At 31.4% G+C, this 22639-nt stretch carries 13 protein-coding genes and 1 CRISPR repeat array (1 of these 14 cut by a window edge); of the genes, 9 read left to right on the forward strand and 4 right to left on the reverse strand.

The features are described from left to right. The first annotated feature begins 2 nt into the window (after positions 1 to 2). The 4 genes from pgi (at position 3) to Q4Q40_RS01165 (ending at position 7923) form a co-directional block, all read left to right on the forward strand. Entirely contained in the window at positions 3 to 1640 is a 1638-nt protein-coding gene (gene pgi / locus Q4Q40_RS01150) for a glucose-6-phosphate isomerase (protein WP_303299836.1), read from the forward strand. Positions 1641 to 1810: 170 nt separating this feature from the next. Beyond that, entirely contained in the window at positions 1811 to 4366 is a 2556-nt protein-coding gene (locus Q4Q40_RS01155; protein WP_303299837.1) for a TonB-dependent receptor, read from the forward strand. Between the two features lie 334 nt (positions 4367 to 4700). Beyond that, positions 4701 to 7388, forward strand: a complete 2688-nt coding sequence (locus Q4Q40_RS01160; protein WP_303299838.1) for a TonB-dependent receptor — start codon at positions 4701 to 4703, stop codon at positions 7386 to 7388. Positions 7389 to 7485: 97 nt separating this feature from the next. Then, complete coding sequence (locus Q4Q40_RS01165; RefSeq protein WP_303299839.1) at positions 7486 to 7923, forward strand: hypothetical protein; 438 nt, start codon at positions 7486 to 7488, stop codon at positions 7921 to 7923. 481 nt (positions 7924 to 8404) lie between these two features. Here Q4Q40_RS01165 and Q4Q40_RS01170 read toward each other — a convergent pair whose 3' ends face one another. Beyond that, the gene (locus tag Q4Q40_RS01170; protein WP_303299840.1) at positions 8405 to 9409 is read right to left on the reverse strand and encodes an endonuclease/exonuclease/phosphatase family protein; all 1005 of its coding nucleotides are present in this window, start codon (positions 9407 to 9409) and stop codon (positions 8405 to 8407) included. A 156-nt stretch (positions 9410 to 9565) separates the two neighbouring features. On the opposite strand from Q4Q40_RS01170, the gene Q4Q40_RS01175 reads away from it, so the two are divergent. The 3 genes from Q4Q40_RS01175 to Q4Q40_RS01185 all read left to right on the forward strand — a co-directional run bounded on the left by Q4Q40_RS01175 (position 9566) and on the right by Q4Q40_RS01185 (position 15130). Further along, positions 9566 to 12388, forward strand: coding sequence for a carboxypeptidase-like regulatory domain-containing protein (locus Q4Q40_RS01175; protein ID WP_303299841.1), 2823 nt, complete (start codon positions 9566 to 9568; stop codon positions 12386 to 12388). A gap of 8 nt (positions 12389 to 12396) precedes the next feature. Next, entirely contained in the window at positions 12397 to 13830 is a 1434-nt protein-coding gene (locus tag Q4Q40_RS01180) for a DUF5689 domain-containing protein (protein ID WP_303299842.1), read from the forward strand. 319 nt (positions 13831 to 14149) lie between these two features. Beyond that, positions 14150 to 15130: an IS110 family RNA-guided transposase gene (locus Q4Q40_RS01185; RefSeq protein ID WP_303299843.1), complete on the forward strand. Its 981-nt coding sequence runs from the start codon at positions 14150 to 14152 to the stop codon at positions 15128 to 15130. 305 nt (positions 15131 to 15435) lie between these two features. On the opposite strand, the gene Q4Q40_RS01190 is transcribed toward Q4Q40_RS01185, so the two are convergent. Beyond that, positions 15436 to 15702 carry a sigma factor gene (locus tag Q4Q40_RS01190; RefSeq protein WP_303299844.1) on the reverse strand — a complete coding sequence of 89 codons (267 nt, stop codon included), beginning with the start codon at positions 15700 to 15702 and terminating at the stop codon, positions 15436 to 15438. Between the two features lies 1 nt (position 15703). Beyond that, the gene (locus tag Q4Q40_RS01195) at positions 15704 to 16039 is read right to left on the reverse strand and encodes a hypothetical protein (protein ID WP_303299722.1); all 336 of its coding nucleotides are present in this window, start codon (positions 16037 to 16039) and stop codon (positions 15704 to 15706) included. Between the two features lie 965 nt (positions 16040 to 17004). Here Q4Q40_RS01195 and Q4Q40_RS24025 point away from each other — a divergent pair. Further along, a complete protein-coding gene (locus Q4Q40_RS24025; protein ID WP_367892775.1) occupies positions 17005 to 17247 on the forward strand; it encodes a helix-turn-helix domain-containing protein in 243 nt (80 codons plus the stop codon). Positions 17248 to 17358: 111 nt separating this feature from the next. Here the strand turns inward: Q4Q40_RS24025 and Q4Q40_RS01200 are convergent, their stop codons facing one another. After that, entirely contained in the window at positions 17359 to 17778 is a 420-nt protein-coding gene (locus Q4Q40_RS01200) for an avidin/streptavidin family protein (RefSeq protein ID WP_303299845.1), read from the reverse strand. 426 nt (positions 17779 to 18204) lie between these two features. On the opposite strand from Q4Q40_RS01200, the gene cas9 reads away from it, so the two are divergent. After that, positions 18205 to 22491 carry a type II CRISPR RNA-guided endonuclease Cas9 gene (gene cas9 / locus Q4Q40_RS01205; protein ID WP_303299846.1) on the forward strand — a complete coding sequence of 1429 codons (4287 nt, stop codon included), beginning with the start codon at positions 18205 to 18207 and terminating at the stop codon, positions 22489 to 22491. A 107-nt stretch (positions 22492 to 22598) separates the two neighbouring features. Continuing rightward, positions 22599 to 22639: a CRISPR direct-repeat array (repeat unit 36 nt) (it continues 1310 nt past the right edge of the window).

Raw genomic sequence — 22639 nt, forward strand, 5'->3', positions numbered from 1 at the left:
TAATGGCCTTACCAAATATAAACCCTACAACTACCGATTCTTGGAAACGATTACAGGAACATTTTAAAACAGTAAAAGATGTTCATATGAAAGATTTATTTGCTCAAGACAAAGAGCGAGCAAATAAGTTTACTATAAAATGGGATGATTTCTATGTGGATTTTTCAAAGAATAGAATAACAGAAGAAACCTTTAATTATTTATTGGAATTGGCAGATGCGGTTAAATTAAAAGACGCTATTAAAAGCCAATTTTCTGGAGAGGTTATAAATCAAACAGAAGGAAGAGCTGTTTTACATACTGCATTACGAGCTCCAAAAGATTCAGAATGCCATGTAGATGTTGTTAATGTTATCCCAGAAGTTTACCAAGTAAAACAAAAAATAGAAGGTTTTACAAATGAAGTTGTAAATGGAGATAGAAAAGGTTTTACAGGAAAAGCATTTACAGATGTTGTAAATATTGGTATTGGAGGATCCGATTTAGGACCTGCTATGGTGGTAGACGCTTTGCAGTATTATAAAAACCATTTAACAACACATTTTGTAAGCAATGTAGATGGTGATCATGTAAATGAAGTTATTAAAAAACTGAATCCAGAAACCACACTATTTGTAGTTGTTTCAAAAACATTTACAACACAAGAAACACTGTCTAATGCGAATACGCTTAAAGATTGGTTTTTAAAATCTGCAAGTGAAGATGCTATTGCAAAACATTTTGTAGCAGTATCAACAAATATTCAAAGTGTGAAATCATTTGGAATAGATGAGAATAATATTTTCCCTATGTGGGATTGGGTTGGTGGTCGTTTTTCGTTATGGAGTGCGGTTGGTTTAACTATAAGCTTAGCTGTTGGATATACTAATTTTGAAAGCTTGCTTCATGGGGCTAACAAAATGGATGATCATTTTAAAAACGAAGATTTTAAAACCAATATCCCTGTAGTATTAGCTTTAATAAGTATTTGGTATAATAATTTTTTTAAGGCAGAAAGTGAAGCCGTTATACCGTATTCTCAATACTTAAATCAATTTGCTACCTATTTGCAGCAAGGTATTATGGAGAGTAATGGTAAAAGTGTAGATAGAAATGGGGATTCTATTGATTACGAAACGGGGACTTTAATTTGGGGAGAACCAGGAACGAATTCACAACATGCTTTTTTTCAACTAATACATCAAGGGACTAAATTAATTCCAGCAGATTTTATTGGCTTTACGAAGTCTTTACACGGTAACCAAGATCATCAAGACAAGCTTATTTCTAACTTCTTAGCACAAACAGAAGCGCTTTTAAATGGAAAAACCGAAGATGAGGTTTTAAGTGAGTTTAAAAATCCATTAGGAGAAGAGTCTCAAAAACTATTGCCTTTTAAAGTTTTTAAAGGAAATAAACCAACCAATACTATTTTTATAAACAAACTATCTCCAGAAAGTTTAGGTAAATTAATAGCTATGTACGAGCATAAAATATTTGTACAAGGTATTATTTGGAACATCTTTAGTTACGACCAATTTGGTGTAGAATTAGGAAAACAATTAGCAAGCAAAATCTTAAAAGAATTTAACAATAGTACTATTAGTAACCATGATTCTTCTACTACTAACCTATTAAATTATTATAAGGATTTAGTATAGAAAGATGTAAAACTCTTAGTAACATCACTTAAAAAGCACTAATATTTTAATATTAGTGCTTTTTTTTTGCTGCAAGTGTTAAATTTTTTAACACTTGCATAATAAATTATGTCTTATTATACGTACTTTTACTTTGACTAATTTCAAATAATTAATTCATTTTTTAAATCATGAAAAAAACTAATCATTTTTTTTTAATGACTGTGGCCCTCTTTTTTACTACAGTTATTATGGCGCAAAGCACGGTTACAGGTGTTGTAATTGATGCAGAACTTAATTCCCCGCTTCCTGGTGCGAATATTGTTGAAAAAGGAACAGCTAATGGTATTTCTTCAGACTTTGATGGAAAATTTACTTTAGAAACAGAAGCTTCATCGGGAGAAATAGTAATTTCTTATGTGGGGTATAATTCCGTTACCGTATCATTTAATGGAAATACACATATAGAAAGTATTAAATTGACTCCAGACAACTCGCTTGATGAAATTGTTATTACTGGTACAGGTGTTATCGATTTAGCTGAAAACAGAAATACACCGATTGCAGTATCAACTATTAAAGCTGTTGAGATTCAAGAAAAAGCAGGGAACTGGGATTTACCAGAAATACTAAAATCAACACCTTCAGTACAAAATATAAAAGGTGGAGGATTTGGTGATGGACAAATGTTTTTACGTGGTTTTGATCAAACGAATACAGCATTTATGTTAAACGGGCAACCGATTAATAGTCCAGAAGATGGTAGGATGTTTTGGTCTAACTGGTCAGGCGTATTAGATGTTGCAAACGCAGTACAGGTGCAGCGTGGTTTAGGGTCGTCAAAGTTAGCTATTTCGTCTGTAGGAGGAACCGTTAATATTGTAACAAAAACAGTCGATAGACGTGAAAGAGGCTTTTTTCAACAAATGATTGCTAATGATAATTACACAAAAACGACTGCGTATTACTCTACAGGTTTAATGGAAAATGGTTGGGCTTTTTCTGGAATGTTGGGGCATTGGCAAGGAGATGGCTATGTTAATGATACCGACGGACAAGGGCAAACTTATTTCTTGTCGTTTGGTTATAAGCCAAATGAAAATAATTTATTTAACTTCTTAATTACTGGAGCACCTCAATGGCATGCAGCAGCTGGAAGTGGGAGCATAAGTGATTTTTTAGAGAATGGGAGAAAATATAATTCATGGAATTATGAAGGTGTAAGTAGTTCCAATCTATTACAAAGTGGAAAATATCCAGCAGGTAGAAATGTTTACCATAAGCCTGTAGCAAACTTAAGCTGGGATTTAACTATTAATGAGAATTCATCTTTATCTACTGTTTTATATGGGTCTTTAGGTAGAGGAACATTTGCATTTGTTATAGATGATAGCGATGACATACCTTTATATGCCAGAGGATCTAATAATAATCATAACTGGTATGGTTTGGTTTCCAACTATAATAATCAGTTAAATGAAAATTTAAGCCTAAATTTTGGTGCAGATGTGCGTTTATATAATGGTATTCATTTTAGAAGCGTTAACGAATTTTTATCTGTAAATAGCGTTAGTGCTTCTAGTGTTTTCAATGGAGGTGATTATGAATTAACTAAAGTTTTTGGAGGAATTAACCCATGGGATTTAACGTTTAATGTGAATGATGAACACAATCAGCGCTTTGGCTATGATTACGAAGAGCAAATAAATTATCTTGGTGTTTTTGGTCAATTAGAATATGCAAAAGACAATTTTACAGCATTTTTCCAAGGTTCGGCATCAACACAATCTCATGTTAGAACAGAGTATTTAAATGCTTCTAATGAAGGCCAATCTGAAGAATCAAATAAAGTAAATAACCCTGGCTTTAATGTGAAAGCAGGCGGTGCTTATATCATTAATAGTAACCATAAAGTGTTTGTTAATACAGGTTATTATTCTCGTCAACCATTTCATAGTGACTTATTTTTAAACGATAGAAATGGAAATGAGTTAATTATGCCAGAAGTAGAAAATCAAAAAATAACAGGTTTAGAAGCTGGTTATCAATTTGGAAGTGAAAAGGTTTCTGCTAATTTAAATATATATTACACTATTTGGGATAACAGAACTCTATTAGATGACAATGGTGAAGATCAAGGCGATCCTGCTTTCAGATTATTTCAAACCCAAGGCGTAAAACAGATACATTCTGGTATAGAATTAGAAGTGTTTACACGTCCTATGGATAATCTTAGAGTAAATGGTTTTCTAGCTATTGGTGATTGGAAGTTTGATGGAGATGGATTGAGAAGAACGTTTGATGAAGCAGGTACTATTACTGACCCTGGAACTTTAGTGAATCTTGATGGTGTAAAGGTAGGTGGTGCAGCACAGTTTACTACAGGAGTTTTTACTTCTTACGAATTTTTACCAAGATTAAGTGTAGACGGAACTTGGAATCTTTATAACGATTTATATTCTCAAGGAGAAACAACAGTAAGCAGTCCTCCAATTGAATTACCAAGTTATGATACTGTCGATTTAGGTTTATCTTATAGATGGTTAGTAGGGGAAAATGATAAAAACTCATTACAGTTTAGAGTAAATATTAATAATGCTTTTGATGAGGTTTATATAGAATCTATAAATGGAAATACAGCTGCTTCAACCAATCCATCTGAAAATTATAAAGGCGTTAATACTTCCAACAGAGGTCGTTTTGGCTATGGTAGAACTTGGAATTTTAGTATGCGTTTCAATTTCTAATATTATTTAAAATACATTATAATAAGACCGTTTCTGAAAAGAAGCGGTTTTTTTGTTTTCTAACATAACTTTAAGTTAATGTTTAAGTAACGAATACTATTAATTTTATTAAAACATAACGATGCCATAATAGGAGTTGTATGATTTTATGTTATTTAAAAAGGGCGATTTCCTTACATGCCGCAATTTTAAAGCATTTTGTTTTTTTGTTTCTCATGTCTTTGAAATTTAAAAACTGGTCTTTAATAAATATTTGATAAAACTTAGTTAATAAAAAGCATTAATATCTTCAATTAATTTGTATGACTAATTCAATTAATCTATTAGAAATATTATGAAGAAAATTACTCCACTTTTATTAATAGTTGTGGTCTCCTTATTTACTGGAGCTACAATGGCACAAAGTACTGTTACAGGTACCATATTAGATGCCGAATTTAATTCCCCTCTACCAGGAGCAAATGTCGTTGAAAAAGGAACAGCCAATGGTGTTTCTTCAGATTTCAATGGGAAGTTTACTCTCTCAACTCTAGTTTCATCTGGAGAAATTATCATTTCGTTTGTAGGGTATGAGTCTATAACCGTATCGTTTAATAATAATACAGATTTAGGTAATTTACAATTATCTCCAAATAACGCTCTTGAAGAAATAGTAATAGTTGGTACTGGCGTTATCGATTTGGCTGAAGGTAGAAATACACCTGTTGCCGTATCAACCATTAAAGCACAAGACATTCAAAACAAAATAGGAACACAAGACATTACAATGACATTGGTTAATACGCCTTCTATTTATGTTGCTGGGCAAGCAGGAGGTTTTGGAGATTCAAGAATAAATGTTCGTGGATTCGACCAAACAAATGTTGGTTACTTATTAAACGGGCAACCAATTAATGGTATGGAAGATGGTAAAATGTATTGGTCAAACTGGTCTGGAATTAATGATATTGCCAGTGCTATTCAAATACAAAGAGGATTAGGTGCTTCTAAATTAGCGATCTCATCTGTTGGAGGAACAACAAACTTTGTAACAAAAACAACAGATAAAAAAGAAGGAGGCTACTTATACGCTGGTATTGCAAATGATAATTATATTAAAAATACAGTTCAATATAGTACTGGGAAATCTGAAAAAGGATGGGGTGTTAGCTTTATGTTATCTCATTGGCAAGGAGATGGTTATAATGAAGGTAATTTTGCAGCGGGCGAAACTTATTTTTTATCTGTAGGATATACTCCAAATGAGAAGCATAATTTTAATTTTTTATTAACTGGAGCGCCTCAGTATCATGATCAAAATTTTACTAAAAGTATTTCAGATTATTTGGAATATGGAAGAAAGTACAATAATAACTGGGGTACATACGGAGGGCAATATATGACGGAAAGACGAAATTTCTATCATAAACCTGTAGCTAATCTAAACTGGGATTTCAATATTAATGATATTACTAATTTATCAACGGTATTGTATGCGTCTTGGGGACGTGGTGGTGCCACTGGAGATCGTGGTAATAGAATTAGAACAGCAGAAGGACGCATTGATTATGATGCCATTTATGCGTTCAATAATAGTGTGGTTGATGGTGCTGGTGGTTATTTTGCTGCTGGTAATGGGTATGTAACTCGTTCTTCAATGAATTTACACAGTTGGTATGGAATGGTTTCTAATTTAGAAACTAAATTAGGTGAAAATATAACTTTAAATATTGGTTTAGATTTGAGAACATATTATGGTAAACATTTTAGAATCGTTGAAAATTTTCATGGACTTAATTCTTGGCAAGAAAACATAAAGTTGAGAGACCAAAATAATAACCATGCACAGTACGGTGATTTCGGAACATATAAAAATGTGATTACTTCAGAAGATTTATCTGCGAACCCTTGGGCAGTATTATTTCACGATTTTAAAGAAGAAGATAAAATAGCGTATAGTAATGACGAGCGTATTTCTTATGGAGGTATTTTTGGACAATTAGAATATTCAAAAGAAAAGTTTTCTGCATTTTTTCAAGGAGCCGCATCAAACCAATACCATCAAAGATTTGATCATTACCAATATGCAGACCAATCACTTATTAATGGAACATCATCTCAATGGACGGGAACAGCTTTACCATCAGGAATAACAGATGGTGTAGATTCCGAAAAAGTATCTAATTTTGGATTTAATGTTAAAGTAGGAGCTAATTATAAAATTAATAATCAGCATAATATCTTCTTTAATACAGGGTATTATTCTCGTCAGCCTTTTCATGATACTATTTACTTAAACTTTACAAATCAATTAAATCCTTTAACTCAAAACGAAACTATTTTTGGTTTGGAAGCTGGTTATAGTTTTTGGAGTCAATATTTTTCTGTTAACCTAAACGTATATAGAACATCCTGGACAGATAGAGTTGGTACAACATCAGATATTGTAAATGATGTACTTCTGTACACACAACAAGAAGGATTAGACCAAATTCATACAGGAGTTGAGGTTGATTTTAATGCTAAAATTTTACCTCAATTTAAGCTGAAAGGATTTTTATCAATAGGAGATTGGATTTATGATGGTGATACATTTGTAACTGTTTCAGACGAAGATCAGAATGTCCTTAGTACAGAAACCGAAGATATAGATGGAGGTAAAGTAGGTGATGCTGCTCAATTTACTGTAGGGTTAGGCTTCGATTATAATATATGCGATAATCTTTCTTTGGATTCAGATTGGAGAGCTTATGATAATTTATATGCCAATGTTGGTGGTACTAAAGATAATTTAAAATTACCTTCTTATAACTTGGTTGATTCGGGCATTTCTTATAAAATGATTTTAGGACAAGAAAAAGATAAAACTTTAAATCTTAGATTTAATATGAATAATGTATTTGATCAAGTTTATCTTTCTGAGTTAACAACAAATAATAGCGTTGAAACTGGTGATGAAACCTATAACGGAGTTAATGTTTCAAATCGTGGTTATTTTGGTTTAGGTAGAACATGGAACGTAAGTTTACGATATAATTTCTAAGTTAAACATTTTGTGTTAAAAAACCGCTTCTTTTAAGAAGCGGTTTTTTTATGCTTTTATTATTACATTTGTTCTATAAAATTTAAATACTTAATTCATGTATAATATTGTAAAGACATTACATTCTTATTGGGCGTATGTAGTACTTCTTGTTTTAATACTAGCGACTGTTAACGCTTTAATAAAAACATTTGGAGATAAGGAGTATGAAGCCAAAGATTTTAGAAAATCACTATTTACTTTAATAGTATCGCACATACAGTTATTAATAGGGTTAGTATTATATTTTGTCTCTCCTAGATTTGAGTTATGGGGAGAATTAGGCGGTAAAGTAATGAGTAATTCCCTGGCAAGATTATACCTTGTGGAACATCCTCTAATAAATATTATAGCAGTAGCTTTAATAACTATTGGATATTCTAAACATAAGAAGAAACTAACATCTAAAGCAAAATTAAAAACAATAGCTGTTTTTTATACCATAGCTTTGGCCTTGTTTTTATCCCGAATTCCTTGGAGTTCTTGGATGGGTTAAAAATAAAGAGGTCTAAAAAGTGATAAAATTTGTCATTCAGAGATCTGTGTTAAAAATTTTAACTAGCGTATAAAATGACGTAATTGAGGTGTCATTCAGAGGCATTAGACCAAAAATTTCTCAAGTGGAGAGAATGACGTAATTGGGTGTCATTCAGAAGGAGGTACGACTGAAGAATCTTTAGAGATTAATGATAAAGATTCTTCGCTACGCTCTGAATGACAAACGATTGAAAATTAAGTACTTATAAAACACGTCAATGGTAGGCTATCGAAAACAAAATATATTTTGTTTGAAGATATAAGCGAAGCTTACGACTGAAGAATCTTTAGAGATTAATAATAAAGATTCTTCGACTCCGACAATTATCGGAATGCTCTGATGACAAACAATTGTAAATTAAGTATTTATAAAAAACGTCAATGGTAGCAAAGCGAAGAATCTTATTTAAAAATCAAATTTTTATTTAAATTACTTTAAATCACTTCACTTCTTTGATAACATACACATAAACAGGGAAATGATCGCTAAAACCATCGGTGAATAGTCCGTTAGAAAAGCTTCTAAAAGGGTACCCTTTATAGCGACCATCTTTATGGAATAAATAATTTTTATTAAAAATACCAGCTTTATAAAACCTAAAAGAATCATAATCTTTTTCAAGTAATGGTTTAGTAATCATAATTTGGTCAAATAAACTCCAGGTATCTCGATACGCAGTTGTGCCTAATCCGTTTTTATAAAAACTTTCAAAAGGATTATAAATACCTTTCAAACGCACTTTTTTCTTGTCTTTTTTAGCTTCTAAAACAGTTTTGATACTTGCGTTTGTAGGGTCATCATTTAAATCGCCCATAGTAAAAATTTTGGCATAAGGATTTATTACTTGAAGCGAATCAATTAAGTATTTATTCAATTTAGCAGCAGCTACCCGTTTTGGTCTGCTTCGAGCTTCACCACCACGGCGAGAGGGCCAGTGATTAATTATTATATGTATCATTTCTCCTTCTAAATTACCACTTACTAATACTTGGTCTCTGGTGTAAATACGTTTTCTGTTATCATCATAAATTTTGAGTTCATGTTTGCTGGTGTAAATAGGAGCGAATAATTTTTTTTGATATAACAAACCAACATCAATACCTCGAATATCTGGAGAGTCAAAGTGAACAATACCATAATTTGCATTCCTTAGTAAAGAATCGTTAACAAGATCCTCGAGTACTTCTCGGTTTTCAATTTCAGATACTCCAATAATAGCTGGTTTGTTATGAGTTGTTTTATATCCAATATCAGCAATTACGCGAGCCATATTTTGTACCTTCTTTTTATATGCCTTTGTACGATTTGTTTTTAAGTCCATCATAGGACTAAATTCATCAAACTTATTAGGATCATTAATAGTATCAAATAGGTTTTCTAAATTATAAAAGGCTATAGTATGAATTTTGAATTTTCGTTTTTGTGCATAAACGTTTGATATCATAATAGATATAAATAAAAAAATAAATATTATAGGAATTTTCATACTAATTTGTAATGAGTTGTTGTGAAGTATATGTCAAAAGTATATATTTGCCAGCAATAAATAGTAAGAAATATCTTCAATAATATATTTTTAGAAAGCAATGTATTACAATTAATGATAAAAAAAAGATCATTGCCCTTTACTTTTTTATTAGGAATCTTTAGCATTTTTTCTATACATGCACAACAAACTTTAATAAAAGGAAGTGTAAAAGAAGCACATTCTTTCGAACCCATACCAGAAGTTAGTATTACAATTGAAGAAACCCATCAAGCTACTAAGACAAATCTGTTAGGGTTATTTGAGTTTTCTAAAAATGTGCCGTTAGGCGAACAAGTTTTAAGAGTTTCAAAAACGGGTTATATAACAAAGAGGTATCCAATAATAGTAAATGAAAACGAAACAGTTAATATTACAGATATAACTTTAGAAGTTGATGCATCTGAATCTCAAGATTTATTTACTGTTATACTTTCTGATGATGAATTGGATGATGATACCATTGGTTCAGACAATATTTCAGGTTTATTATCATCTTCTCTAGATGCGTTTCAGCGCACGGCTGCATTCGAATTTAGCGCCTCATTTTTTAAGTTAAGAGGTTTAAATTCCGATCATAGTTCTATTCTAATAAATGGTATCGAAATGAATAAAATCTATAATGGACGTCCACAATGGAGCAATTGGGGCGGGTTAAATGATGTGATTAGAAATCAGGAATTAACTTTAGGGTTAACATCATCAAGCTATAATTTTGGAGGCATTTTGGGAACTACCAACATCAATACAAGAGCCTCTCAAAAACGATCTGGAGGACGGGTAACCTATTCCTCTTCTAATAGAAGTTACTCTAACAGACTTTTGGCTACTTATGCAACAGGCATTTTAAAAAGCGGATGGGCTTACACCTTGTCTTTAGGGAGGCGTTGGGGCAATGAAGGATATCAAGATGCTACGTTATACAGTTCTAATTCAATTTTTACTTCCGTAGAAAAAGGGATTAATGATAAACATAGTTTGAGTTTTACAGGGATTTATGCTCCAAATAGAAGAGGTAAGTCATCACCAAATACTCAGGAAGTTTATAATTTAAAAGGGATAAGGTATAATGAATATTGGGGATGGCAAGCAGGTAAAAAACGTAATTCGCGCATTAAAGAAGTAGATGAGCCTATTGTTATGTTAAATCATTATTGGAATGTAAATAGTAAGACAACATTAAACACCAATATAGGATATCAATTTGGAAAATTAGGAAACAGTCGTTTGGCCTATGGCGGTGCTAATAGAATTGAAAATACTAACGAAACCATCGTTTTTGAAAGCGGAGGAAGAAACCCGAGTCCAACCTATTATCAAAAACTCCCAAGTTATTTTGAAAGAAACTTTCCTAACGATTTAGAGTTTGCTTATAATTCACAACAGGCGTTTTTAAATAACGGACAAATTAATTGGCAACAGATGTACGATGCAAATTTAATTAGTGCGACTCAAGGAAGAAACGCAACATATATGTTGTATGAAGACAGAGTAGACGATAACCAATTAACTATAAATACTATTTTAAAAAGGGAGTTAAACGAACACGTTTTATTTAATGCATCTATTAATTACAAGAAACTAAAATCTAAAAATTATGCTCAAGTTTTAGATCTTCTAGGCGGGACAGGTTTTTTAAATATAGATAGTTTTGATGGTGTTCAATTCGATTTAAATAACCCAAATACCATTGTTGGTGTTGGGGAGATTTACGGATACCATTATAATATGTTTGCCAATATTATTTCTGCATATACACAAGCACAGTTTAAATATAATAGATTGGATTTTTTTGTGTCTGGAAATATAATCAATACAGAATACCAAAGGGAAGGTTTGTTCCAGCACGAAAATTTTCAAAATAACTCGTTTGGTAAAGGAGACAAATTATCTTTTATAGGATTAGGGGTTAAAGCAGGTGCGACATATAAAATTACAGGAAAGCATCTATTAGATGTAAATACAGGTTATATTACAAAAGCACCTTCCATTCGTAATAGTTATTCTAACTCTAGAGCGAACCATAATATAGTTCCGAATATTTCTGAAGAAAAAATAATGTCTTTAGATGCGAGTTATATTTTCAGGTCGTCTATTGTAAAAGCAAAACTAACAGGGTTTTATATAAAACTCGAAGATGCTAACGAAATCTCATTTTTCTTTGCAGATGGCATAGGGCATGTTATTGCCGAATCTGGAACACAACAATCAGGTAATGATGATACAGAGTTTATTCAAGAGATACTACAAGGAATAGATAAAAACCATTTAGGAGCAGAATTTGGCATTGAAGCCCAGGTAACACCAACTATTAAATTAAAAGGAGCCGCTTCTATTGGGCAATATACGTATGCTAATAACCCAGATTTATATTTGTCTTCAGATAGGTTCGAAAATGCTTATTTAGGAACCTCGAAACTTAAAGATTACAAATTGGCAGTAGGGCCACATCGTACTTATTCTGTCGGGTTTGAGTATCGCGATCCAGGCTATTGGTGGTTTGGTGCCACTGCTAATTTTTTCGATAAAACTTATTCAGACATTAGCCCACTAACCAGAACCGATAATTTTTTCACAGATGTTGATGGTTTACCATTTGTTGATTATAATAAAGATGTTGCTAAAGCATTACTCAAACAAGAAATTTTCGATGATTACATGGTTGTAAACCTTGTGGGAGGTAAATCGTGGCGTGTTAGTCGGTATTACATTGGAATTTTTGCAAGTATAAATAATGTTTTAGACGAAGTTTTTAAAACAGGAGGTTTCGAACAAGGCCGACAAGCTAATTACAGACAATTAAGAGATGATCAAGCTTTAAATAAACCAGTTTTTGGATCTAAATATTGGTACGGAAGAGGCGCTACATATTTTCTAAATGCATATGTTAATTTTTAAAAAGGGTTATGAATTATATAAAAAGGCTTTTAATTTTAAGTATTACAATCATGGTTTTTTCCTGTGTAAATAATGATGATTATAACATCCCGATTCCTGCTGATTATATCGAAAATATTGTAATTCCAGAAAATCAATTAACCACGTTTAAAGCCGTATACGAAAGATATGAGCAAGCAGTAAATAAAGGAAATCCTATAGCAATTATAGACGAAGATTTATATATTGAAGGTTATGTTATTTCAAACGATCAAGCAGGGAATTTCTTTGAAGAACTTATTATTCAAAATAAAACGGATGCCAGTAATCCAGATAACGACCCTCGGTTGGGTCTTAAATTAGAAATTAATGTGGGGAGCCTATCCGATACTTACGAGTTTGGAAGAAAAGTGTATGTAAAACTTAAAGGCTTAACCATTGGCGATTCTAATGGTGTTTTAGCTATTGGCAAAGGAGAAGATTCGAAGATAGAGCAAATTCAAGATTTTGAGTATCGAAATATTGTTTTAAGAACATCTGAAGTAGCAACAATAACACCAAAGATTAGTTCATTAATTCATTTAACAGAAGCCGACGAAAACACATACATTCAATTAGATAACATGCAAATTAATAGATTTGATTTAGCATTAACATTTGCAGGAGAATCGATTGATGCATTTGATGGTTTACGAATTTTAGAAAACTGCGATTTGGGAGCTTCTATTTTATTACAAACAAGCACGTTTTCAGATTTTAAATCGTTGCCCCTACCACAAAATAAAGGAAGTATTCGAGGGGTGCTTAGCAGAGATTTTAAAGATGATTTTAATGTGTTTGTACTAAATAGTTCGTTGGATATTACTTTTAATTCTGAGGAGCGATGCGATCCTATAGAATTAGGTTGCGGATTGGCAGCCTCATTCGGAACCATGAATTTATTTTATGAAGATTTCGAATCACAGAAAAACAATAAACTAATTACAGGAAACGGTTGGACTAACTATATAGAAGCTGGTAGCGAAGGCTGGGAGGCATATTCCTCAACATCAACAAATGCCTCTTTAGGAAGGTCTGCCAGATTTAAACCTGCAAGTTCTGGAGACGATAGTAATATTGGGTGGTTAATAACGCCTGCTATCAATCTGGATACTCAAGAAGGAGAAACTCTGCGTTTTAAAACATCCAATAGTTTAGCAGATAGTAGTTATTTAGAAGTGCTATATTCTTTAGATTGGGATGGCACCGAAGCAAACATTACTTCTGCAACCTGGGGCGTGCTATCTGCGGCTTATATTGTAAAAGATACCGACTCTTTTGTGCCTTGGTTTAATTCTGGTAATGTGGATCTGTCTTGTGTTACAGGTACTATGCACATCGCTTTTAAATATACAGGTAACGGACATGAGACTTTTGATGGGGTTTATGAGTTGGATGCTGTTAGTATTGATTATTTGCCTTAGTTTAAACTATTCCGTTTATATGTTTATAAATAAAATAGTTTCAGATTCTTCAGTCGTACCTCCTACCATTGACATGTTTTATAAACAACTAACTTTCAATCACTTGTCATCCTATGTTTGTAAAAGGATTGAATTTAAAATAATTAATTTAGACGAATTAATAAAAAAGGAGAAAGAACAAGACAATATTTTGTCATTAGTTAAAAAAACAGTTCTGAATGCTTGTCCCTTTCTCCTAGTGCTTAAATTTTGAACAGTTCATTAGGCTTCGAGCCTGTATTAAGGATTGATAAAACAAAAGCACATTTAAAAATTTGTCATGAGTAAAATTATAGGAATAGACATTAGTAAACAAACATTTGATGTTCGTTTTTTAGAAAAAAAGAAATTATCACATGTCATTTTTGACAATAATCTAAGGGGGTTTAAAAAATTCTTAAATGCTATAGAGGATAAAGAAAATGTAATAGTTGTGATGGAAGCCTCTGGCCCATATTACGTTAAATTAGCTAGTTATTTGCATACAAGAGAAATTAAAGTATCCGTAGTAAACCCTTTAATTATAAGGAGGTTCAGTCAAATGAAGTTTTATCGCGCAAAAACAGATAAGAAAGATGCTGGCATTATCAGGGAGTACGGGGAAACAGAAATGAAATCACTTAGATTGTGGCAACCAGAAACAAAAGGAGCTCTAAGTTTAAAGCAAATGCAAACTACTTTAGAGTTATTGCAAAAACAATTACGCCAAAGCAAGAATCAATTATTAGCTTTTAAGAGCTCTGGTACATTGAACAATCATGTGGATAAAAGTTTAAAAAGCATTATAAAGGCTATAGAAAAGACAATAAAAAAGATAGAGGATCAAATGCTAAATCTCTGTAATATCTATTATAAAAAAAGTTTAGAATTATTAACATCTATACCTTGTATTGGTAATAAAACAGCAATAATGCTCATTGCTATTACAGATAATTTTAGCAAGTTTGAACATTATAAACAATTGATCGCCTATGTTGGTTTAGCTCCTAGAATTTTTCAATCAGGCACTAGCGTAAGAGGAAAAGGACATATTTGTAAAATGGGGAAATCACAGATAAGAAAATTACTTTACATGTGTAGTTGGACTGCTAAACGTTACAATAAAAGCTGTAAAGAAATGTATGAAAGATTGCAAGCCAAAGGAAAGCCCGAGCGTGTAATAAAAATAGCCATAGCTAATAAACTATTAAAACAAGCTTTTGCTGTAGCTACTACAAAACAAAAATATATAGAAAATTATCAACCAAATATTTGTTTTTAAGCACAGTTCATTCAGAGCGCAGCGAAGAATCTTTATAATTAATCTCTAAAGATTCTTCAGTCGTAAGCTTTGCTTATATCTTCAAACAAAATATATTTTGTTTTCGATAGCCTTCTGAATGACACCCGTATTACATCATTTCATTCGCTAGTTAAAATTTTTAACACAGATCTCTGGATGACATAGTTACTCCATTTTGTTTAAAAGGTTAGTGTCATCCAGAGCATTCCGACAATTGTCGGAGTCGAAGAATCTCTCTATACTTTACATCAAATTCCAAAAATAAAACCCCAAAGCCCAACCGTTCATTTGAATGTTTGGGTTTTACTTTTTAGAAAATTAAGACATGCATTCTTCACAGCCTTATAAAAATAACTTATAGTATGGTTTTCATTTTCAAAAACAATTCCATCTTCCCATACATTAACAAATACTTCTTCAACGAGATCTTTTGAGGATTCTAAATCATTGAGGTATTTATATGCTAACTCACAAAGTTGCGGATACAAGCCCTCAAAAAGATTCTTGTAATCTTCCAGCGTTAATTCATTTCTATCTTCTTTGGTAGTCATATTACTCACAGTTTATATGTACCAGATCTTCTGTACTAATACATAATTGAATGCTTTTAATAATCAGATCTGTAGAGATTAATTCCCGATTGCTAAAATAGGCTTGAGGAAATAACTTAAAAAAGGCATCGAATTCTTTACCTATTAAGGGAGTACGCTCTGTCTTATAAGCAAAATCAGCACAGATAAGAGCAATAATCTTTAATCCCATTTTACAATGCTCTTTAACGGCGCTGGTTAAGTGTGATTCTTCGATTAACGAAGTTATTAAGGCTATATTAATATAACGAGGCAGTAAATAATCGTACGGTAATTCTTTGGTTTCTGTTTCTGTCATAAATAAAATTTTAAGGTTAGGAAAACTTAATTTTGAGGCTCCCGATTTTACATCGGGAACACTCAAAATTGTAAATGGAACTTACCAGTTCTGAACTTTCAAGTATTTCAGTATCTGGTAAGATCTGGATATTAATTCAAGCTGACTAAAACAAGATAAATACCCCATAAAACCTTTTGTGCGTGGAAACAAAAAAGGCGTGGAACTCGACTTACTGAAAAGAGACTTAGTATACCTTGTAGTGATAAGAGAGCCTACGCCTAGGTCGTGAGCTTATCTATTTATCACCTCGCTGCAAAAAATTACTAGTTTTCTATTCGAGATTCAAAGCAATAGCTTCAATATTTTCTATTTGAAGAATTGCAAAACATATGTATTAAGCTACAAATGTAATTAAAATATTTACAAATGCGCATTTTCGTACGCATTCTTTTAAAAAGATTCTTTTTTATTTGTTATGATGACCCAAATAAACTACATAGTCTGTGCGTACATATACAAAAGTTGGGTAGCACCATATAAGTCCCAACGTTCTTTTGCTTTGGATCATAATATAGAGGAAAGTATTGTTCGCAAAATTAAAAATACGGCAAATAAAAAAGGGAATACTGATTATAATATACCAGTTAAAACACTTATTAAAATATGTGAGTCTCGAAATTTGAAACTTTCAGAATTTTTCTTTGAGTTAGAAAATTGGAGTCCTTAAAATTAAAAAATTATGAAGATAGTCTGAATTTTAGACAATCAACATCTGTTGTAATATAGAATAGTGATATTAGTAAAATTGAAAAAGGTATATTCAACTATCTTCATTATTAGAATTATCCAAAAGCTTAAGTATATACCCCAAAGAATTGTTTGAGTTTGATTCTAATATGGAATAATTAAGTTAAGTAGAATAGGTCTTACGAAATGTGAGCCACACACCGCGTTTTTTGTTTTTCTAATATATTTTTTTGTTGATGGTGAAATACAATGAGTACATATATGGCTATATAAATTATCTATGGGAAAAATCTCGTCTCTCAAAAAGAAAATTTGCAATTAACCACAACATAGAAGAAAGTACTCTTAGAGATATAATTAAGGGAGGAAATTACCAAATTTCTTTGCCTACTATTTATAAAATTTGCGAATCCCGTGATATTAAACTGTCTGACTTTTTTATAGAAGTTGAGGTATGGAGTAAATCTGCAAAAAAATAAAGGGCATTCTCTGCTTCATTCTTATGTAGCGAGTATTATTTTCAACTGTTAAAATTAAACGGCAATAGTGATAAAATATCCTTATCGCCGTTTTAACTTATACTTTATGAGTTATTTTCTTTTAGGATGAGAATACTTTACTCCCTTGTTGAGTTGTTTCTGTACATCTTCCTCCGAGGGGGGCGTTTTTGTAAAGATGTCCTTATTAATTATTGTAGACGACCAATCATCATCAGGGTTTGTTTCCTGTGTTAACAACCAAGTAGTTACAATGGTGTCTACCCCGTTAATAATTTGATATTGTCCACTCCAAGCAGTTACAGAATCAGAACTACCATATCCATTCTGCCAAACAACTACAAAACCTACTGCTTGACTAGCATCATTGTCCGTATCCGTTCGTCCTACTAGATCATAAATTCCAGAAGCATCACCAACTGCCGTTTGGTATGTTCCAGTTAAGCTGTTTCCATTGGTCACAAGAGTCATGCTAGATCCAAGTTCGTTGTACCACGTACCATTTAAATCCATAATATAAAGTTTAGTTTATTAATAATTTATCTTCTTAAGTATGTTAAGTTTCATATGGTTAACATATAAATGTAATACTTATCTTTCAAATGTAGGAAAATAAATCGATTTTTAGCACCTTATGATGTCGGCAATTCGCTTATTTTAGAGTATGCTCTATTATTTGGGTGTTTACCATATTTGGGTTTGATCGTAATGAGGAATAGTTAAGTTACGCTAGATCTTAAATAGCTATAAAAAAGTCCCACCGAAGCAGGACTAAAGATTTTCATCTACGGCATATAGCCTTATTGTGATAAGATCAAAAATTGGAAAGTTTAATCTATTCAAATATACTAAAATAATCTTCATATAACAATATGGTTTTCCGTAAGAAAAATACTTATTGTTTTTTGTATTTTTAGGTTTTAAAGAACACATGGAATTATGTCAAGAATTTTAGGTTTAGATCTAGGTACTAATAGTATAGGTTGGGCAATTGTAGATAAAGAGAAAAATGAAAAAGAATTCACATTAGTGGATAAAGGAGTTAGAATATTTGCAGAAGGTGTTAACATAGAAGCTAAAACAAGTAGTGAAAGTTCAAAAGCAGCACAGCGAACAGGTTATAGAAGTGGAAGAAAATTAAAATATAGAAGGAAACTTAGGAAACTACAAGTACTCAAAATTTTATCAGACAATAATCTATGCCCACATTTAACAGATGACGAACTAAAACTTTGGAGGTATAAAAAAATATATCCTAAAAATGATGCCTTTAGATTGTGGTTAAGTACAGATAACCAAGATGAGAAGGTAGAGCGCAATAAACAGATTAAAAACCCTTATAGTTTTAGATTTAAAGCTTCTACCAAAAAATTTGATTTAGATAAAATATCAGATAGATATGATTTAGGCAGAGCTTTTTATCACATGGCTCAAAGACGTGGTTTTTTGAGTAATAGATTAGACACATCAGACAATTCTATCATTGAAGAAAAAAATAGTGACATTGAAGATATTATTCATAAAGCAAATAATCAAACAGAATTACTTCAAATGTACAATGACTTTCTAGAGTCATACGATAAAACAGAAACAAGCAGTAAGGCATTATTCACTTTACAAAGAGCATTTAAGTTAATCGTCAAAGAAAATATAAATGTTGAATTTGATAGCGTAAAGGAAAAATTATTAGAAAGGCTAAATAGAAAAGAATTTTTAGGTAAAGTAAAAACCGCCATTAGTGATTTAACAAATAGAATTGAAGCAGCAAATTGTAATACGCTAGGCGAGTATTTTTATGGCTTACATAAAGAAGGATTAAAAATAAGGAATGAATATACGCATCGCGAAGATCATTATTTACATGAGTTTCATACTATTTGTGATAAACAAAATTTACCAGTAGCTATAAGAGAAAATATTAAGAATGCTATCTTTTTTCAAAGACCTCTAAAATCGCAAAAAGGATTGGTGGCAAAGTGCCCTTTAGAAAACGATAAAACTCGTATACCTATATCGCATCCTGCTTTCGAAGCATTTAGAATGTATAGTTTTTTAAATACTATAAAGATAAAACCAAAACATGAAGATACGCTAAGATATTTAAATACAGACGAGAAAGCACTAATAGAACCACTGTTTTATAGAAAATCTAAAGCCCATTTTGATTTTAGCGACATTGCAAAAAAATTAACGCCTAAACATTTAAAATCTGGATATTATAAAGATAAAAATGCTCAAGGTTTTGATGTTTTGTTCAATTATGGATTTTACACAAATATTAGTGGTTGTCCTACAATTGCAAATTTAAGATATGCTTTTGGAGAAGACTGGAAAACCTATTTGGTTCGAAATTTTAATAAAAAGAATAAGGATGGTTCTTTAAAAACTGAAAATCAAGTTATAGATACCATCTGGCATGCCCTTTTTAGATTTGATAAAACCGATAAGCTAAAACAATTTGTAATAAATTACTTGAATTGTGATAATGATACTGCCGATAAATTTTCAAAAATAAAGCTAAAACAAGATTATGGGGCTTTAAGTTTAAAAGCGATACGTAACATTTCTCCATATCTGGAAAAAGGGTTGCTTTACTCGCATGCCGTATTTTTAGCAAATATGAAAAATGTATTGCCAACTGAAATTTGGAATAATGAAGAACATAAAAAGGTAATACAGAATGAGGTGTTTTCTATTATTGATGATTACAAAGACTATAAAAATAGTATTGATATAGTTAACGGGTTTATAAAGAAAAACCGAGAAGGTTGGAGTCCTGAAAATACATTTGTTATTGAAGCCTATAAAAAAGACTTTCTTAAAACTATTGAAGATTATTATGGTTTAAAACGATGGAATTCATTCCCAGAAGTAAATAAAGAAGAAATAATCAATAATAGCTTTAGGCTTTTTTCTAATCAAATGCAATTGAATTCTGGCAGAGGCAAATTCGTGAAAAAAGAAACATTAGATGAACGCATAAAAGAATTTTTAAGAAATCATTTTAACATTGATGAGGGAAAATTAAAGGAGCTGTATCATCCATCTGCTATTGAAGTTTATGAAAAGGCAAAACGTAGCAAAGCAGATGGGAAATTGTATTTAGGTAGCCCTTTAATATCATCTATAAAAAACCCTATGGCAATGCGTGCTTTACATCAATTACGTAAAGTGATTAATCAACTTATTAAAGATGATATTATAGACGAAAACATTATTGTACGTATAGAAATGGCAAGAGCGCTTAAAAGTACTAACGAAAGAGCCGCTATAAGACAATGGCAAAATGATTTACAAAATAAGCGTAAGAGTTATATTGATGACATAAAAAAACTATATAAAGAACAATGTGATTTAAATATTGAACCTTCTGCAGATGAGGTGTTGAAATATCAATTATGGATTGAACAAAATAGAACTTGCTTATATACAGGAAAAACTATAGGTATTTGCGATTTTATTGGATCAAATCCAAAATTTGATATAGAGCATACAGTTCCCAGAAGTAAAAGTCTAGATAATTCTCAAATTAATAAAACGCTTTGTTGTTCGATTTATAATAGAAATAAAAAGAAAGACAAAATACCTACAGAATGTTATAATCATGACGAGATTCTTCCAAGAATAAATCATTGGTATGCAAAATATAAAGGATTAGAGACTCAAATAAGAGACATTACTAAAAAAGTAAGAGTCGCAACAATAAAAGAAAGTAGCGATAAATATATTCAGGAACGAACCAAGCTTAAATTTGAGTACAATTACTACAAAAATAAATATAAAACATTTACAATGGAAGAAATCCCCAGAGGGTTTAAAAATAGCCAGTCTGTAGATATTGGAATTATAAGTAAGTACGGAAACTTGTTTTTAAAGTCGCTTTTCACAAAAGTATATACTGTAAAAGGAAAAACAACTTCTAATTTAAGAGATATTTGGGGGGTAGACAAAAAAGAAAGAACACATCATACACATCATACAAAAGATGCTGTGGTGGTAGCATGCTGCTCTAAAGACATTAATGATGCTTTAGCCGAATATTATCGTAATTACGAAGCATATAAATTTTATGGCAAGCCCAAACCATCTTTTAAGCATAGAATTCCATGGCAAGGTTTTAATAAGGATGTAAATAGCTTTAGTGAAAATACATTGGTAAGTCATCATGTACCTAATATTTTACCAATACAAAGTAAAAAGGCTATTCGTAAACGAGGGATTATTCAAAGAAATGAAAAAGGAGACATAAAATACAAACAAGGTGACACAGTACGGGGAGCTTTACATAAAGAGAGTTTTTATGGGGCTATAAAGAGAGAACAAACTAATAAAGAAGGAGATATAGAAGAGGTTATTAAATATGTATTAAGAAAACCTCTTAGTAGTTTTTCAGACACCGATTTAAAACATATAGTTGATGATAAAATTAAAGAGATTGCTATCAATGCACGTGAAAAAGAAAAACAAATTAAAAAAGAAATAGATACCTTAAAAAAACAAATTAATAAAGTAGATGACATTGAGGAACAAAAATTAAAACTTCAAATAAAAATGTTGTCTGAAAAGATTGAAAAGGAACTTTATGTATTGCCAAATAAAAATGGGAACTCAACACCAATAAAACGTGTTAGGTATTTTACAACAGATGTAAAAGTACCATTAGAAATAAAAAAACATAGAGATGTTTCCAGACATGAGCACAAGCAACATTATTTTGCGAAGAATAACAGTAATTATTGTATGGCTATTTATGAGAAAACTAATGGAAAAGGAAAAACAAATCTTTTAATTAATAATTTAGAAGCTGGCAAGTATTACAAAAAAAGTAATTCTAATAATAGTTTATATCCAATAGCGCCAGAGAAAGATGAAAATGGCAACCTCCTAAAGTACATTTTAACTAAGGGCAAAATGGTACTTATTTATGATAAAACGCCAAATGAATTATTTGATATGGAAAGTTCTCAATTACAAGAACGTTTATTTCAAATTACACAAATAGATGTAGAAGCATCGTGTATTAAACTTTTGCACCATATGGAAGCGAGAGAAAAGAAAGAATTGACATCATTTATGGGGTTAAAAAGTGGCATGAAGGGAGGAAAAAATTTAAGCGCATACAACAAATTTCCTTGGATTAAAATTAGTGCTAATAATTTTGATTGTCTTGTTGAAGGATATGATTTTAAAATATCTGCCTCGGGAAAGCTTAATTTTATCCAGTAAATAATAATAGTTCTTTGACATTATAGATAATTTTTAAAAAAATGAATGGTTTGATCAAAAATTGGAAACACGATATTAAAAATTAATCCTTTTGAAGTAAGTTTCAAGTTGTGGTTTGATTAAGGATTGGAAAACACGATATTAACAT

The organism is Flavivirga jejuensis (assembly GCF_030540765.1).
Classification (GTDB): domain Bacteria; phylum Bacteroidota; class Bacteroidia; order Flavobacteriales; family Flavobacteriaceae; genus Flavivirga; species Flavivirga jejuensis.

Bases quoted from the DNA above. Each gene is read 5' to 3' on its own strand.
- pgi (WP_303299836.1), top strand. From the start codon at position 3: ATGGCCTTACCAAATATAAACCCTACAACTACCGATTCTTGGAAACGA.
- Q4Q40_RS01180 (WP_303299842.1), top strand. From the start codon at position 12,397: ATGAATTATATAAAAAGGCTTTTAATTTTAAGTATTACAATCATGGTT.
- Q4Q40_RS01195 (WP_303299722.1), bottom strand. From the start codon at position 16,039: ATGACAGAAACAGAAACCAAAGAATTACCGTACGATTATTTACTGCCT.
- Q4Q40_RS01185 (WP_303299843.1), top strand. From the start codon at position 14,150: ATGAGTAAAATTATAGGAATAGACATTAGTAAACAAACATTTGATGTT.
- Q4Q40_RS01200 (WP_303299845.1), bottom strand. From the start codon at position 17,778: ATGGATTTAAATGGTACGTGGTACAACGAACTTGGATCTAGCATGACT.
- Q4Q40_RS01175 (WP_303299841.1), top strand. From the start codon at position 9,566: ATGATAAAAAAAAGATCATTGCCCTTTACTTTTTTATTAGGAATCTTT.
- Q4Q40_RS01170 (WP_303299840.1), bottom strand. From the start codon at position 9,409: ATGATATCAAACGTTTATGCACAAAAACGAAAATTCAAAATTCATACT.
- Q4Q40_RS01160 (WP_303299838.1), top strand. From the start codon at position 4,701: ATGAAGAAAATTACTCCACTTTTATTAATAGTTGTGGTCTCCTTATTT.
- Q4Q40_RS01155 (WP_303299837.1), top strand. From the start codon at position 1,811: ATGAAAAAAACTAATCATTTTTTTTTAATGACTGTGGCCCTCTTTTTT.
- Q4Q40_RS01190 (WP_303299844.1), bottom strand. From the start codon at position 15,702: ATGACTACCAAAGAAGATAGAAATGAATTAACGCTGGAAGATTACAAG.
- Q4Q40_RS24025 (WP_367892775.1), top strand. From the start codon at position 17,005: ATGGTGAAATACAATGAGTACATATATGGCTATATAAATTATCTATGG.
- cas9 (WP_303299846.1), top strand. From the start codon at position 18,205: ATGTCAAGAATTTTAGGTTTAGATCTAGGTACTAATAGTATAGGTTGG.
- Q4Q40_RS01165 (WP_303299839.1), top strand. From the start codon at position 7,486: ATGTATAATATTGTAAAGACATTACATTCTTATTGGGCGTATGTAGTA.